Source organism: Roseateles chitinivorans (assembly GCF_050632145.1).
Classification (GTDB): domain Bacteria; phylum Pseudomonadota; class Gammaproteobacteria; order Burkholderiales; family Burkholderiaceae_C; genus Roseateles; species Roseateles chitinivorans_B.
In genome coordinates this window covers 3,145,755-3,159,866 of the sequence record NZ_CP192577.1, presented here as the reverse complement: position 1 = coordinate 3,159,866, position 14,112 = coordinate 3,145,755, and the positions used below count along the sequence as shown (strand labels likewise).

At 69.5% G+C, this 14,112-nt stretch carries 11 protein-coding genes and 2 pseudogenes; all 13 read right to left on the bottom strand.

Features of this window, described 5'->3' with window-relative positions:
* Nucleotides 1–48: 48 nt before the first annotated feature.
* The 13 genes and pseudogenes from ACQ86G_RS14585 to ACQ86G_RS14525 all read right to left on the bottom strand — a co-directional run bounded on the left by ACQ86G_RS14585 (nucleotide 49) and on the right by ACQ86G_RS14525 (nucleotide 13,979).
* Complete coding sequence (locus tag ACQ86G_RS14585) at nucleotides 49–954, bottom strand: SDR family oxidoreductase (protein ID WP_431261198.1); 906 nt, start codon at nucleotides 952–954, stop codon at nucleotides 49–51.
* Between the two features lie 91 nt (nucleotides 955–1,045).
* Nucleotides 1,046–2,023 carry a glutathione S-transferase family protein gene (locus tag ACQ86G_RS14580; protein WP_431261197.1) on the bottom strand — a complete coding sequence of 326 codons (978 nt, stop codon included), beginning with the start codon at nucleotides 2,021–2,023 and terminating at the stop codon, nucleotides 1,046–1,048.
* A complete protein-coding gene (locus ACQ86G_RS14575) occupies nucleotides 2,020–2,505 on the bottom strand; it encodes a GNAT family N-acetyltransferase (protein ID WP_431261196.1) in 486 nt (161 codons plus the stop codon). Before ACQ86G_RS14575 ends, ACQ86G_RS14580 begins: the two co-directional genes overlap by 4 nt.
* A complete protein-coding gene (locus tag ACQ86G_RS14570; protein ID WP_431261195.1) occupies nucleotides 2,505–3,524 on the bottom strand; it encodes an NADP-dependent oxidoreductase in 1,020 nt (339 codons plus the stop codon). Before ACQ86G_RS14570 ends, ACQ86G_RS14575 begins: the two co-directional genes overlap by 1 nt.
* Before the next feature lie 217 nt (nucleotides 3,525–3,741).
* Nucleotides 3,742–4,194: a PaaI family thioesterase gene (locus ACQ86G_RS14565; RefSeq protein WP_431261194.1), complete on the bottom strand. Its 453-nt coding sequence runs from the start codon at nucleotides 4,192–4,194 to the stop codon at nucleotides 3,742–3,744.
* 24 nt (nucleotides 4,195–4,218) lie between these two features.
* Nucleotides 4,219–5,011, bottom strand: a pseudogene (locus ACQ86G_RS14560) (SDR family oxidoreductase).
* 20 nt (nucleotides 5,012–5,031) lie between these two features.
* A complete protein-coding gene (locus ACQ86G_RS14555) occupies nucleotides 5,032–6,852 on the bottom strand; it encodes an acyl-CoA dehydrogenase (protein WP_431261193.1) in 1,821 nt (606 codons plus the stop codon).
* Between the two features lie 27 nt (nucleotides 6,853–6,879).
* Nucleotides 6,880–8,055: an acetyl-CoA C-acyltransferase gene (locus tag ACQ86G_RS14550; RefSeq protein ID WP_431261192.1), complete on the bottom strand. Its 1,176-nt coding sequence runs from the start codon at nucleotides 8,053–8,055 to the stop codon at nucleotides 6,880–6,882.
* Nucleotides 8,056–8,083: 28 nt separating this feature from the next.
* Nucleotides 8,084–10,179 (bottom strand): annotated as a pseudogene (locus ACQ86G_RS14545) (3-hydroxyacyl-CoA dehydrogenase NAD-binding domain-containing protein).
* 218 nt (nucleotides 10,180–10,397) lie between these two features.
* The gene (locus ACQ86G_RS14540) at nucleotides 10,398–10,964 is read right to left on the bottom strand and encodes a hypothetical protein (protein WP_431261191.1); all 567 of its coding nucleotides are present in this window, start codon (nucleotides 10,962–10,964) and stop codon (nucleotides 10,398–10,400) included.
* A gap of 230 nt (nucleotides 10,965–11,194) precedes the next feature.
* Nucleotides 11,195–11,947 (bottom strand): ABC transporter ATP-binding protein, encoded by a 753-nt coding sequence (locus ACQ86G_RS14535; RefSeq protein WP_431261404.1) that lies wholly within the window; start codon nucleotides 11,945–11,947, stop codon nucleotides 11,195–11,197.
* A 32-nt stretch (nucleotides 11,948–11,979) separates the two neighbouring features.
* Nucleotides 11,980–12,771 (bottom strand): ABC transporter ATP-binding protein, encoded by a 792-nt coding sequence (locus ACQ86G_RS14530; protein ID WP_331614528.1) that lies wholly within the window; start codon nucleotides 12,769–12,771, stop codon nucleotides 11,980–11,982.
* A complete protein-coding gene (locus ACQ86G_RS14525; protein ID WP_431261190.1) occupies nucleotides 12,768–13,979 on the bottom strand; it encodes a branched-chain amino acid ABC transporter permease in 1,212 nt (403 codons plus the stop codon). Before ACQ86G_RS14525 ends, ACQ86G_RS14530 begins: the two co-directional genes overlap by 4 nt.
* Between the last annotated feature and the right edge of the window lie 133 nt (nucleotides 13,980–14,112).

The following is a 14,112-nucleotide window of genomic DNA, read 5'->3' as shown; positions in this document are numbered from 1 at the left end:
CCCCGACGACGCATGCCCGGGCGCCGTCCGGAGGGGCCCCGCCCGGGGTCAGCCGCGCAGCGAGGCCCGCAGCGACTCCTTCAGCTTCTGGCCGATCTCCGGCTTGTCCTCGAACGGATCGGTCGGGTTGCGCAGCTGCATCACGTCCTCCAGCCGCGTCTGCACGCCCTTGAGCGCCTGCGGATGGCTGAAGATGTAGAAGCGCTCCTCGTCCATCGCCTCGAACACCATCCGCGCGACGTCCGCCGCCGTCAGCTTCCCGGAGCTGACCGCCTTGTCGGTCATCGCCTGCGAGATCAGCTGGCTCTTGGTCGGCTTGCCGGCCCCCAGCTCGCCGGGCCTGTTGCGGTGGCTCTGCGTGATGCCGGTGGGCACGAAGAACGGGCACAGCACCGACGCGCGCACCTGCTCCGTCACCAGCGCCAGGTCCTGGTACAGCGTCTCGCTCAGCGACACCACCGCATGCTTGGACACGTTGTAGACGCCCATGTTGGGCGGGTTCAGCATGCCGGCCATCGAGGCGGTGTTGACGATGTGGCCCTGCCACGCCGGATCCTTGCCGGCGGCCTCCAGCATCATCGGCGTGAACAGGCGCACGCCGTGCACCACGCCCATCAGGTTGACGCCCAGGACCCAGTCCCAGTCGGAGAGCGCGTTCTCCCAGATCAAGCCGCCCGAGCCCACGCCGGCGTTGTTGAACACGACGTTCGGCGCGCCGAAGCGCTCCTTCACCGCGGCGGCCAGCGCCTCCATCTGGTCGGCCTTGGACACGTCGACGCGACGCGCCAGCACCGGGTGCGCGGCGAACTCGGCGGCCGCCTTGTCGAGCGCGTCCTGCTGCACGTCGCACAGCACCAGGTTCATGCCGCGCGCCGCGGCGATGCGCGCCACCTCGAGCCCGAAGCCCGAGCCCGCGCCGGTGATCACCGCCGTCTTGCCTTGATAGTCCTTCATGCGCCTGTCTCCTTGATCTTCGATGTCTTGTGGGCCCGTCGTGTCGATTCGCCCGTCCCGACGGCCATCCGTCGTCGATGCGCCGGACGGACTACGCCGCCTTCAGCGTGTAGCGGATGCGCGGGAAGTGCACGTGCACGCGGCCGGCGCGTTCGTCCTCGCGCGCCAGCGTCACGGTGCGGCAGGTGAGGCCCACGAGTTCCCCGGCGACCGCATCGCGGGCGTAGTCGTACGGCGTGACGGTCACGGCGTCGCCGGCGGCGAAGCCGAGCCCCTCCTCGACCAGCGCCGGACGCGGCGTCGACGCCTTCGCCAGTGCGATCGCACCGGCGCCGTCGAGCTTGCCCGCGCGTTCGCCGTGCCCGATCGCGGCGACACGCGCCATCCAGGCCCGCAGCGCCTCGTGCGGCTGGAAGATCTCGGCCAGCGGTCCGGTCCGGGTCACGAACCACAGCGGGTGGTAGACGCTGAGGTCGGCGATGCTGGTCTGGTCGCCGAGCAGCCATGGCCGGCCGTCCGACAGCATGGCCGACAGCCAGTCGAGGTACTGCGTCAGCGCCGCGCCGGCATCGACGCCGCGCACCTGCGGCATGCCCTCGCTCATCGCCTTGCGGTCGGCGACGAAGATCTTCAGCATGTCCGGCGGCGCGCCGGCGAACAGCGCGGTCGCGCCGGCCGGTTGCATCGCGTAGGGCAGCGCGGTCCAGAACAGGTCCGTGTCGGCCCACTGCGCCAGCGTGCGCGCGTGCCCGGCGACGGCCGCTGGGAACAGGCTGGGCGTCGGACGCCGGCCTTCCAGCACCTCGGCGATCAGCGCGGTGTCGCAGTAGATGTCGGCGCCGAGCTGCAGGAACGGCGTGCGGCGGTAGCCGCCGGTCAGCGCCACGACGTCGGGCTTGGGCAGCACCATCGGCACCGTCACCGAGTGCCAGGCCAGGCCCTTGAGGCCCAGCATCAGCCGCGTCTTCTCGGCGAAGGGCGAGCTGCTGTAGTGGTGCAGGACGAGGTCGTCGGCCGACGGCAGGCCGGTCGAAGAGGATGAGGAGGGCTCGGGGGTGGGTCCGCTCATGGCGTCGCCTCCTTGCGCATGTCGATGTGGGGGATGCCGTCCTCGTCGTAGACGTCCGAGATCGGCGTGAAGCCGAAGCTGCCGTAGAACTCGCGCAGGTGGGCCTGCGCGCCGAGTTCGATCGGCTGGCCGGGCCAGAGCCTCTCGCACTCGCGCAGCGCCTGGCTCATCAGCGCGCGGCCGAGGCCGCCGCCGCGGGCCGTCGGCGCCGTGATCACGCGGCCGATGCGGGCCGCACCATCGCCGATCGACGGCGGCAGCAGCCGCGCGTAGGCGAAGAGTGCCTCGCCGCCGTCGGCGCCCTGCCCCATGCCTTGCCCAATGCCCTGCAGATGCCAGGCGTGCTCGTCGAGCCCGTCCGGATCGAGGTAGATGCAGCGCTGCTCGATGACGAAGACCTCCGCGCGCAGCCGCAACGCGCGGTACAGGCCGCGCACGCCGAGTTCGTCGAAGGGTTGGCTGATCCAGCGCGGGCCGGCCATCAGACCAGCTTCACCAGTTGCTTGCCGAAGTTGCGGCCCTTGAGCAGACCGAGGAAGGCCTCGGGCGCGTTCTCCAGGCCCTGCGCGACGCTCTCGCGGAACTTCAGCTTGGCCGTAGCGACCAGCGTGCCCAGTTCCTTCAGCGCCTCGGGCCACACCTCCATGTGCTCGGAGACGATGAAGCCCTCGACCTTCATCCGGTTCGTGAGGATCAGTTGCGGGAAGGTCAGCGGGATCGGCTCGCCGTTGTAGCCGGCGATCATGCCGCACATCGCCACGCGGCTGAACGCGTTGGCGCGCAGCATGACCGCGTCGAGGATCATGCCGCCGACGTTCTCGAAGTGGCCGTCGATGCCGTCCGGGCAGGCCGCCTTCAGCGCGCCGCTGAGCGACTTCAGGTCGCCGTGCTGCTTGTAGTCGATGCAGGCGTCGAAGCCGAGTTCCTCGACGACGTAGCGGCACTTGTCGGCGCCGCCGGCGATGCCCACGGCACGCGCGCCGCGCACCTTGGCCAGCTGGCCCACCGCGCCGCCCACGGCGCCGCTGGCGGCGCTGACCACGACCGTCTGGCCGGGCTTCGGATCGATGATCTTGACCAGGCCGTACCAGGCCGTCACGCCCGGCATGCCGACCGCGCCCAGGTAGGCCGACAGCGGCACGTGCGTCGTGTCGACCTTCTGCAGCACGCCGCGCTGGTTCGCGTCGACGAGCTGGTACTCCTGCCAGTTGCCCATGCCGACGACCTTGTCGCCGACGATGAAGTGAGCGTTCTTCGACGCGACCACCTCGCCCACCGTCCCGCCGATCATGACCGCGTCCAGCGGCTGCGGCGCGGCGTAGCTCTTGCTGTCGTTCATGCGGCCGCGCATGTAGGGATCCAGGCTCAGGTAGTGGTTGCGGACCAGCACCTGCCCGTCGGCCAGGTCAGGGATCGCCTGGTCGACCAGCTTGAAGTTGTCGGTGCCGGGCTCGCCGGTCGGGCGGGAGGCCAGATGGATCTGGCGGTTCACTGGGCTCATGGAAGGCTCCTCGGTCGATGTCGGCCACGTCAGGGCATGGCGCGTGGAACGGGATCGCGCGGCGCTGGCGCCCGCGATCCGTGACGGAATGCCAACGATTGAACCACGCGCGCCGCGCCCGCCGCGTCCCTCGCGCGACAGAAAAGAACGAGCGTGCTTTTCCTGCACGCTCGAGGCTTCCGGCGCTCCCGACGCGCTCGGCGTCGTCCGCGCGTGCTCAGTCCTCGCTGCGCTGCAGCGTCTTGAGGCTGCGGCCCTTCCCGGGCAGCGCCTTCAGGTACTTGAAGGTGCCGGTCGAATGGGCGCAGAGCTGGCCGTCCTCGCCGTAGACCGAGCCGTCGCAGAAGGCCATCGTCGTCGAGCGGTGCAGCAGCCGGCCGACGGCACGGAGCGCGCCCTCGCCGGGGCGCATGAAGCTGGTCTTCATCTCCACCGTCACCACGCCGGGGCCGAAGCCCGGCTGGTCACGGTGCGCGCTGCGCGCCGCATGCGCCATCGCCACGTCCAGCAGCGTCATCAGCACGCCGCCGTGCGCCACCTCCCACGAGTTCAGGTGCAGCTCGCGGATGTCGACCCGCAGTTCGGCCTCGCCCTCGTCGATGCGGATCAGCTCGAAGCCCAGTTGCTGGACGAAGGGGATGTGGACGGGGAACTTCAGCGGCTCGGACATGGGACGGGAATGAATGCGGCGCGATCAGCTGCCATGGACGGCGGAGACGCCGCCGTCGACCGCGAGGATCTGCCCGGTGATGTGTTTCCCGGCGCGGCTCGCGAACAGCAGGGCGGCGCCCTTGAGGTCCTCATCATCGCCGATGCGCTTGAGCGGGGCGTGTTCGGCGAGCTTGTCCTCGCCGATCGCGGCCATCAGGCCCTTGGTCATCTTGCTGGGGAAGAAGCCCGGCGCCAGCGCGTTGACGGTGATGCCGTGCACGCCCCACTCACCGGCCAGCGCGCGGGTGAAGTTCACCGCGGCGCCCTTGCTGGTGTTGTAGGCGATGGTCTTCATCATGCCGCTGTTGCCGCCCAGGCCGGCGATCGAGGCGACATTGATGATGCGGCCCGACTGGCGCGGGATCATGCTGCGCTTCGCCACTTCCTGGCTCATCACGAACAGGCTGCGGATGTTGAGGTCCATCACCTTGTCCCAGGCCTCGACCGGATGGTCCTCGGCCGGGGCGCCCCAGGTCGCGCCGGCGTTGTTGACGAGGATGTCGATCTTGCCGAGCTTGGGCCAGCGTCTGCTCGACGATGCCGCGTGCCTGGACCTCGTCGGACGCGTCGGCGGCGACGAACTGCGCCGCGATGCCGCGCGCCTTCAGATGCGCCACGGCCTCCTCCAGGTCGGCGGCCTTGCGCGAGCTCAGCATCAGCGTCGCGCCGGCCTCGCCGAGCGCCTCGGCGATCTGCAGGCCGAGGCCGCGCGATCCGCCGGTCACCAGCGCCACCTGGCCGGTCAGGTCGAAGAGGTCTTGCACCTTGTTGCTCATCGTCGTCTCCTTGATGTTGTTCAGAACCACTCGTCGCGCATCTCGCGCGTGAGCGCCTCGCGCCGCGCGACCACGCCCAGCCAGGCGTGGATCTTGGGCAGCTCGTAGGCGAAGAAGTAGCGCTGCGCGGCGCGCTTGCCGTGGGCGAAGTCATCGTCCCGGCCGTCGAGCGCGAGCGCCACGTCCAGCCACACCCACGCCAGCACCGTGTGCCCGAAGGCCTGCAGGTAGGGCGTCGCGTTGGCGAGCGCCGCTTCCGGCTCGCCGGTGGACCAGGCCTTCTTCGTGGCGCCGCCGACGGCGGCCAGCGCCGCGCCGAGTTCGTTCGCCGCCTCGGCAAGACCTGGCACCTGGCCGGCGCGCTGCGCCGTGTCGCTGATGCGCGCGGCCAGCGCCATCAGTGCCTGCCCGCCGTCCATCACGACCTTGCGGCCCAGCAGGTCCAAGGCCTGGATGCCGTGCGTGCCCTCGTGGATCATGTTCAGGCGGTTGTCGCGCCAGTACTGCTCCACCGGGAAATCGCGCGTGTAGCCGTAGCCGCCCAGCACCTGGATCGCCAGCGAGTTCGCCTCCAGGCACCACTCGCTGGGCCAGCTCTTGGCGATCGGGATCAGGACCTCGAGCAGCCGTTTCGCGGCGGCGACCTCGTTCTCCGAGCCCGTGTGCTGCTCGTCGACGAGCCGCGCGCAGAACAGCTCGAGCGCCAGCCCGCCTTCGACGAAGCTCTTCTGCGCCAGCAGCATCCGCTTGACGTCGGCGTGCTCGATGATCAGCGCCTGCGGCCGCGCCGCATCCTTGACGCCGGCGGTCGTGACCGGTCGACCTTGAGGACGTTGCCGCGCGTACTCGAGGCTGGCCTCGTAGCCGGCGTAGCCCAGCATCACGGCGCCGAGGCCGACGCCGATGCGGGCCTCGTTCATCATGTGGAACATCTGCCGCAGGCCGTCGCCGGGCTTGCCGACGAGGTAGCCGATCGCGCCTTTCTTCCCGCGCGGCGTCTGACGCCCTTCGCCGAAGTTGAGCAGGCAGTTGGTCGTGCCGCGATAACCGAGCTTGTGGTTCAGGCCCGCCAGCGACACATCGTTGCGCTCGCCGGTGAGCCGCCCGTCCGTGTCCACCAGGTGCTTGGGCACGATGAACAGCGAGATGCCCTTGGTGCCCGGCAGCGGCTTGCCGTCGGGGCCGGGGATCTTCGCCAGTACGAGGTGGACGATGTTCTCGGTGATCTCGTGCTCGCCGCCGGAGATCCACATCTTGTTCCCGGTGAGCCGGTAGCGCGGGCCGAGCGGATCCGCCTCGAAGTCCGCGCCGTCCGCGTCGGCCCGCGTGGCGACGTCGGACAGCGACGATCCGGCCTGCGGCTCCGACAGGCACATGGTGCCGAACCAGCGCCCGGCCAGCTCGTTCATCGCGAAGACTTCGCGCTGCGTGTCCGTGCCGTGCGCCATCAGCAGGTTGGCGTTGCCGTTGGTCAGCATCGCGTAGCCGCCCAGGGACACGCTGGCCTTGCTGAAGAAGCAGTTGGCGGCCATCTCGACGACGCAGGGCAGCTGCATGCCGCCGTGCTCGTAGTCCTGCGCGGCGGCCAGCATGCCGGAGCCGACATAGGCGGCGAGCGCCTCGTGCGTCGCCTTCGGCAGATGCACGCGTTCGCCGTCGAAGCGCGGCTCCTCGGTGTCGGCCAGGCGGTTGAACGGCGCGAACTTCTCGCGGGCGATCTTCTCGCAGGTGTCGAGCACCGCGTCGAAGGTCTCCCGCGAGTGCTCCGAGAAGCGCTCGCGCCGGCCGAGGTCCTGCACCTTCAGCCAGTCGTAGAGGAAGAATTCCAGCGTCTGGCGCATGCGGACCTCAGCAGTTGGCGGAAACGATCAGAGGACTTCGAACACGCCTGCGGCGCCCATGCCACCGCCGATGCACATCGTGACGCAGACCCGCTTGGCGCCGCGGCGCTTGCCCTCGATCAGCGCATGGCCGGTCAGGCGCTGGCCCGACACGCCGTACGGGTGGCCGATCGCGATCGCGCCGCCGTTGACGTTCAACCTGTCCATCGGGATGCCGAGCTTGTCCGCGCAGTACAGCACCTGCACGGCGAAGGCCTCGTTGAGTTCCCACAGGTCGATGTCCGAGACCTTCAGGCCCAGGCGCTTGAGCACCTTGGGCACGGCGAAGACCGGGCCGATGCCCATCTCGTCGGGCTCGCAGCCGGCCACGGCGAAGCCGAGGAAACGGCCCAGCGGCTTGAGGCCCTTCTTCTCGGCATAGGCCTCGCTGACGATCGCGCAGGCGCCCGCGCCGTCGCTGAACTGGCTCGCGTTGCCGGCGGTCACCACGCCGCCGGGGATGGCCGTGCGGATGTCCTTGATGCTCTCGTAGGTGGTGCCCACGCGCAGGCCTTCGTCGACGCTGACGGTGACTTCCCGGGTCGTCATGCCGCGCACCTTGTCGGCGACGCCGGCCATCACGGTGATGGGCACGATCTCGGCGTTGAACAGGCCTTCGGCCTGCGCGGCGCAGGCGCGCTGCTGGCTGGCCGCGCCGTAGCGGTCCATGCGCTCCTTCGGGATCTTGTAGCGCTGGGCGACGTTCTCGGCCGTCTGCAGCATCGACCAGTAGATCTCGGGCTTGTGCGCCGACAGCCAGCTCTCGTGGCCCATGTGGCGGTTGGCCTCGTTCTGGACGCAGGAGATGCTCTCCACGCCGCCGGCGACGAACACGTCCGCCTCGCCCGCGATGATGCGCTGCGCCGCGGTCGCGATGGTCTGCAGGCCGCTGGAGCAGAACCGGTTGACGGTCTGTCCGGAGACGCTCACCGGCAGCCCGGCGCGCAGCGCGATCTGGCGCGCGATGTTGCCGCCGGTGGCGCCCTCGGGCGTGGCGCAGCCCATGAGGACGTCCTCGACCTCGCCGCCCTCGATGCCGGCGCGCTCCAGCGCCGCGCGCACCACGTGGCCGCCCAGCGTCGCGCCGTGGCTCATGTTGAACGAACCCTTCCAGCTCTTGGCGAGCGGGGTGCGGGCCGTGGAAACGATCAATGCCTTGCTCATTCTTTTCTCCTGATGCGGTCCGCGGGGGTCAGTCGTTGAAGCCCTTGCCCTGGTCGGCCAGGCGCTGCAGCAGCGGCGCGGGCTCCCAGAACTTGCCGTCGTCCAGCGGGTTCTTGGCGAAGCGCTTCATCGCCTGCACCACGTTGTAGAGGCCGACCGTGTCGGCGTAGCACATCGGGCCGCCGCGATGCAGCGGGAAGCCGTAGCCGGTCAGGTAGACCATGTCGATGTCGGAGGCGCGCAGCGCGATGCCTTCCTCCAGGATCTTGGCGCCCTCGTTGACCAGGGCGAAGACCAGGCGCTGCACGATCTCCTCGTCGCTGATCTTGCGCGGCGTGATGCCCAGCGCCGAGCGGTGCATGTCGATCATCTCCAGCACCGTCTTGGACGGGATCGCGTCGCGCTTGCCGGGCAGGTAGTCGTACCAGCCCGCGCCGGTCTTCTGGCCGAAGCGGCCCATCTCGCACAGCAGGTCGGCGGTCTTGGAATAGCGCAGGTCCGGCTTCTCCAGGTAGCGGCGCTTGCGGATGTACCAGCCCACGTCGTTGCCGGCCAGGTCGCCCATGCGGAACGGGCCCATCGCGAAGCCGAAGCGCTCGAGCGCCTTGTCCACCTGCTGCGGCGTGCAGCCCTCCTCCAGCAGGAAGCCGGCCTGGCGGCTGTACTGCTCGATCATGCGGTTGCCGATGAAGCCGTCGCAGACGCCCGAGACGACGCAGGTCTTGCGGATCTTCTTGCCCAGCGCCATCACGGTGGCCAGCACGTCCTTGGCGGTGGCCGCGCCGCGCACCACCTCCAGCAGCTTCATCACGTTGGCCGGGCTGAAGAAGTGGGTGCCGATGACGTCCTGCGGACGCTTGGTGAAGGCCGCGATCTTGTCGACGTCCAGCGTCGAGGTGTTGCTGGCCAGGATCGCGCCGGGCTTCATCACCGCGTCGAGCTGCTTGAAGACCTGCTCCTTGACGCCGATGTCCTCGAAGACGGCCTCGATGACCAGGTCCGCGTTGCCGATCTCGGCGTAGCTCAGCGTCGTGCCCAGCAGGCTCATGCGCTGGGCATAGCGGTCTTCCTTGAGCTTGCCCTTCTTGACCTGCGCCTCGTAGTTCCTGCGGATGGTGGCGACGCCGCGGTCCAGCGCCTCCTGCTTCATCTCGAGGATCGTCACCGGGATGCCGGCGTTCAGGAAGTTCATCGCGATGCCGCCGCCCATCGTGCCGGCGCCGATGATGGCGACCTGCTCGACCTTGCGCAGCGGCGTGTCCGCGGGCACGTCGGGGATCTTGGACGCGTCGCGCTCGGCGAAGAAGGCGTGGCGCAGCGCCTTGGATTCCGGCGTCAGCATCAGTTGCTGGAAGGCGTCGCGCTCGGCGCGCATGCCGTCCTCGAACTTCATGGCCACCGCGTTGGCGACGGTCTCCACGCACTGCAGCGGCGCGGGAAATTCTTGGCCATCGCGCCGACGGTGTTGCGCGCGAACTGGAAGTAGGCCTGGGCCTCGGGATGCTGGGCCTTGATGTCGCGCACGCGCGGCAGCGGACGCTTGTCGGCGATGCCCATCGCGAACTGGACGGCGCCGTCGATCAGGTCGCCGTCGATGACCTTCTGGAACAGCACCTGGCCGGGGACCTGCGCGAGCTGCTCGCTGACGACCGGCTCGCCGCTGACGATCATGTTGAGCGCGGGCTCGACGCCCAGCGCGCGCGGCAGGCGCTGCGTGCCGCCGGCGCCGGGCAGCAGGCCCAGCTTGACCTCGGGCAGCGCGATCTTGGCGCCCGGCGCGGTGACGCGGTAGTGGCAGCCCAGCGCCAGTTCCAGGCCGCCGCCCATGGCGACGCTGTGGATCGCGGCGACGACCGGCTTGGTGCAGGACTCGACGCGGGTGATCAGCGACCCCAGGTTGGGCTCGGCCAGCGCCTTGGGCGAGCCGAACTCGCGGATGTCGGCACCGCCGGAGAACGCCTTGCCGGCGCCGGTGATCACGAGGGCCTTGATGGCGGGATCGCTCTCCGCCTTCTCGACGCCCTCGGCGACGGCCAGCCGCGTGGCGTGGCCCAGGCCGTTGACCGGCGGATTGTTGAGCGTGATCACCGCGACCTGACCGCGGACTTCGTAGCTGGCACCCATGCTTGTTCCTTCCGATGCTGAAGAGTCTCGCCGCGGCCGGATGTCTCCCGAAGGCCGGCGGCGAAAAGAACGATCGTTCGATTCTAGGCAGCGCCGAGCCGCGCCGCTTGTCTCTGCTGTGACAGGGCGCTACGGGGGAAGTGCGGGGGCGTCGCAACGCGATGCGCGGGGGTGAGGCCCTCAGGTCAACCGGTCAGGAACGCCTGACCGGGCCGGGCTCAGAACGGCTTGTCCAGCTGCGTCGGCAGGAAGCCGCGCGAGTGGGGATCGTCGTTCGGATCCTCGTCCTGGATCTCGGTCCGGGCGAAGCCGCCGTCGACGCGCCCGTGGGCGCGGTCGTTGCGCGCGAGCGCGGCGTCGATGCTCGCGATCGTCGGTGCGGGGGCCGGCGCAGGAGCCGGGGCAGCAGGTGAGGCACTACGCGGCTTCTCCGTCGGGCGCAAGCTCGGCAGCGGCGTGGGGGCGCTCACCGGCGAGACCGAATCCAGCGGCAGCAGGGAGTCCGTGCTGCCGTAGCCCGACTCATGCGGCGCGGCGGCGGCCAGCTTGCGACGCAGCCGCTCGACGGTGAGGCGCAGCTCGCCGTGTTCCATCTGCATGCGCTCGATCTGGCGCCGCGCCTGCGTGGTCTGTTCGTTGAGCAGCAGGCGCGAGGACTCGATCCGGTCGATCAGCCGGCGCGCGCGCTTGAGCTTGGGCCACCACCACGCGCTCATGGCGGCACCGCCGACCGCCAATCCGGCCAGCGTCCCGACGGCCACCATCCATGGCTGCACCGAATTCATTGGGGGCTCCCTGTTCTTGTTGCCTGCCGGCCAATGTAGTGCCGGGGCCACGCGAAGGGGAGCGGCGAGCCACCCCGATCAGGGGACGACACAACGCGTGCGGGGACCACGAACGTGGGGGTGCGGATGTCGGGATGCGCCGCCGCGTCACGGCGGCGACAGGACGGTGCGAAAGGCGGAGCAAGAAGCAGTTCGAGGGGCGGAGCGAGGGCGGGAACGGGACGCGCCGTTCAGACCTCCAGCCACTCCTTGCGCACGTAGGCGTTGGCGCGCAGGTCGGCGGGCGTGCCTTCGAAGACGATGCGCCCGTGGCCCATCACGTAGCAGCGCTCGGAGATCTCCAGCGCGATCGCCAGCTTCTGCTCGACCAGCAGCACCGACACGCCGCGCCGCTTGAGCTCCTTGAGGTACTCCGCGACCAGCTCGACGATCTTGGGCGCCAGGCCCTCGGTGGGCTCGTCGATCATGATCAGGTCGGGGTCGCCCATCAGCGTGCGGCACAGCGTCAGCATCTGCTGCTCGCCGCCGGACAGCACGCCGGCCTCGGTGTGCTGGCGCTCCTTCAGGCGCGGGAACATCGCGTACATGTCGTCGAAGGCCCAACGCGGCTTGGCGCCCTTGCGACCACCACCGCCCTTCTCGCCCAGCATCAGGTTCTGGTGCACGGTGAGCTTGGGGAAGATGTCCCGGTTCTCCGGCACGTAGCCGATGCCGCGGTGCGCGATCTCGTAGGCCTTGCGACCCAGCAGCGCCTCGCCGCCCCAGGCGATCGAGCCGGTGCCGTCCACCTGGCCCATGATGGTCTTCACCGTCGTGGAGCGGCCCGAGCCGTTGCGGCCCAGCAGGCTGACGATCTCGCCGGGCCGGACCTCCATCGACACGCCGTGCAGCACATGGCTCTTGCCGTAGAAGGCATGGACGTTGTCGAGCTGCAAGGCGCGCGAGGCCGCAACGACCGGGGCGCCCGTCGAGGCGGCGCGCATCGCGCCGACATTGGAGTCGTTCATCGCGACGCTCATGCGTGGGCTCCCGCGGTCTGCGATTCGGCCAGCACCGATCCGAGATACGCCTCCTGCACGCGCGGGTTGGCGCGCACCGCGTCGGGCGTGTCGAAGGCGATCACCTCGCCGTAGACCAGCACCGCGATCTTGTCGGCCAGGCCGAAGACCACGCCCATGTCGTGCTCCACCGTCAGCAGCGTGCGGCCCTCGGTGACCTGGCGGATCAGCTGGATGAAGCGCTTGGTCTCGCTCTTGCTCATGCCCGCCGTCGGCTCGTCCAGCAGGATCACCTGCGCGCCGCCGGCGATGGTGATGCCGATCTCCAGCACGCGCGCCTCGGCGTAGGTCAGGTTCACCGCCGGGACGTCGCGCTTCTTGTCGAGGTGCAGCATCTCCAGCAGTTCCTCGACGCGGTCGTTGACGTCGTCCATGCCGGCGAGGAACTTCCAGAACGCGTACTTGTGGCCCATGGACCAGAGCAGCGCGCAGCGGATGTTCTCGAACACCGACAGCCGCGTGAACAGGTTGGAGACCTGGAAGCTGCGCGACAGCCCGCGGCGGTTGATCTGGTACGGCGCCAGCTGGTCGATGCGCTCGCCGAAGAGCCGGATCTCGCCGCTGGTGGGCGCGAAGCGGCCGCTGATCAGGTTGAACAGCGTGGACTTGCCGGCGCCGTTCGGGCCGATGATCGCGACGCGCTCGCCGGGCTTCACCGCCAGCTCCGCGCCGCGGATGATCTCGCTCTTGCCGAAGCTCTTGCGGACCGACTTCAATTCCAAGGCATACGGGGCGTGGTGCGCGCTCACAGGCTCTCCCTCCGCTTGATCTCTTTCTCGATCTCTTCCTGGGCGCGGTCCCACTCGGCGCGGAACTCGCGGCGCACCAGCTCGAACAGGCCCAGCCCGGTGAACAGCACGAAGCCGGCGCCGAACCAGGATTCGACGCTCTTCGCATCGAGCGCCACGCCCAGGTAGGTCATCTTCGGACCGAGCGCCTCGTTGAGCTGCAGGTGGTAGAGCATCTCCACCATCGCCGAGCCGCCGACCAGCATCGTCAGCGCCGCGCCGGCCAGGCCGAGGTACGACGGCCACAAGGACCGCAGCTTGCCGAAGGCCGCCAGCCGCAGGTTCATCATGATCAGCGAGGCGATGCCGCCCGGCGCGTACATCACCATGAACAGGAAGATCAGGCCCAGGTAGAGCAGCCAGGCCTTGGTCAGCTCCGACAGCAGCACGGTGGCCACGACCATCAGCACGGCGCCGATGATGGGGCCGAAGAAGAAGGTCGCGCCGCCGAGGAAGGTGAACAGCAGGTAGGCGCCCGAGCGCGCCGCGCCGACGACCTCGGCGTTGACGATCTCGAAGTTCAGCGCCGACAGCCCGCCCGACACGCCGGCGAAGAAGCCCGCGATCAGGAACGCGAGGAAACGCACCCACTGCGTGTCGTAGCCGATGAACTCGACGCGCTCGGGGTTGTCGCGCACCGCGTTGAGCATGCGGCCCAGCGGCGTGCGCGTGAACGCGAACAGCAGCGCGGTGCAGACGAAGGCGTAGATCGCGATCAGGTAGTACACCTGGATCTGCGGTCCGAAGCTGATGCCCCAGACCGCCTTGCCGACGACGCGGTTGGAGGAGACGCCGCCCTCGCCCCCGAAGAACTCCGGCAGCATCAGCGACATCGACCAGATCAGCTCGCCCAGGCCCAGCGTGATCATCGCGAAGGGCGTGCCGGATTTCTTCGTCGACACGTAGCCGAACAGCGCCGCGAAGAACAGGCCCGCGAGGCCGCCGACGATGGGCACCAGTCCGACCGGCAGCGCGAGCTGGCCCGCGCCGACGACGTTGAGCGTGTGGATCGCGAGATAGGCGCCCAGCCCGGTGTAGACGGCATGGCCGAAGCTCAGCATGCCGCCCTGCCCCAGCAGCAGGTTGTAGGACAGGCAGGCGATGATGGCGATGCCCATCTGCGACAGCATCGTCTGCGCCAGGCTGCTGGTCCACATCAGCGGCGCCACGATCAGCGCCAGCGCGTAGAAGCCCCAGATCAGCCAGCGGCCGACGTTGTGCGGCTTGAAGTGGTAGGTCTCGCCGCGCCTGGCGCGGGATGGACGCGCCGCGTCCCACCGTTGGCGGGCGCGGCGGACGGCG

Bases quoted from the DNA above. Each gene is read 5' to 3' on its own strand.
- ACQ86G_RS14585 (WP_431261198.1), bottom strand. From the start codon at position 954: ATGAAGGACTATCAAGGCAAGACGGCGGTGATCACCGGCGCGGGCTCG.
- ACQ86G_RS14580 (WP_431261197.1), bottom strand. From the start codon at position 2,023: ATGAGCGGACCCACCCCCGAGCCCTCCTCATCCTCTTCGACCGGCCTG.
- ACQ86G_RS14575 (WP_431261196.1), bottom strand. From the start codon at position 2,505: ATGGCCGGCCCGCGCTGGATCAGCCAACCCTTCGACGAACTCGGCGTG.
- ACQ86G_RS14570 (WP_431261195.1), bottom strand. From the start codon at position 3,524: ATGAGCCCAGTGAACCGCCAGATCCATCTGGCCTCCCGCCCGACCGGC.
- ACQ86G_RS14565 (WP_431261194.1), bottom strand. From the start codon at position 4,194: ATGTCCGAGCCGCTGAAGTTCCCCGTCCACATCCCCTTCGTCCAGCAA.
- ACQ86G_RS14555 (WP_431261193.1), bottom strand. From the start codon at position 6,852: ATGCGCCAGACGCTGGAATTCTTCCTCTACGACTGGCTGAAGGTGCAG.
- ACQ86G_RS14550 (WP_431261192.1), bottom strand. From the start codon at position 8,055: ATGAGCAAGGCATTGATCGTTTCCACGGCCCGCACCCCGCTCGCCAAG.
- ACQ86G_RS14540 (WP_431261191.1), bottom strand. From the start codon at position 10,964: ATGAATTCGGTGCAGCCATGGATGGTGGCCGTCGGGACGCTGGCCGGA.
- ACQ86G_RS14535 (WP_431261404.1), bottom strand. From the start codon at position 11,947: ATGCGCGCCGCCTCGACGGGCGCCCCGGTCGTTGCGGCCTCGCGCGCC.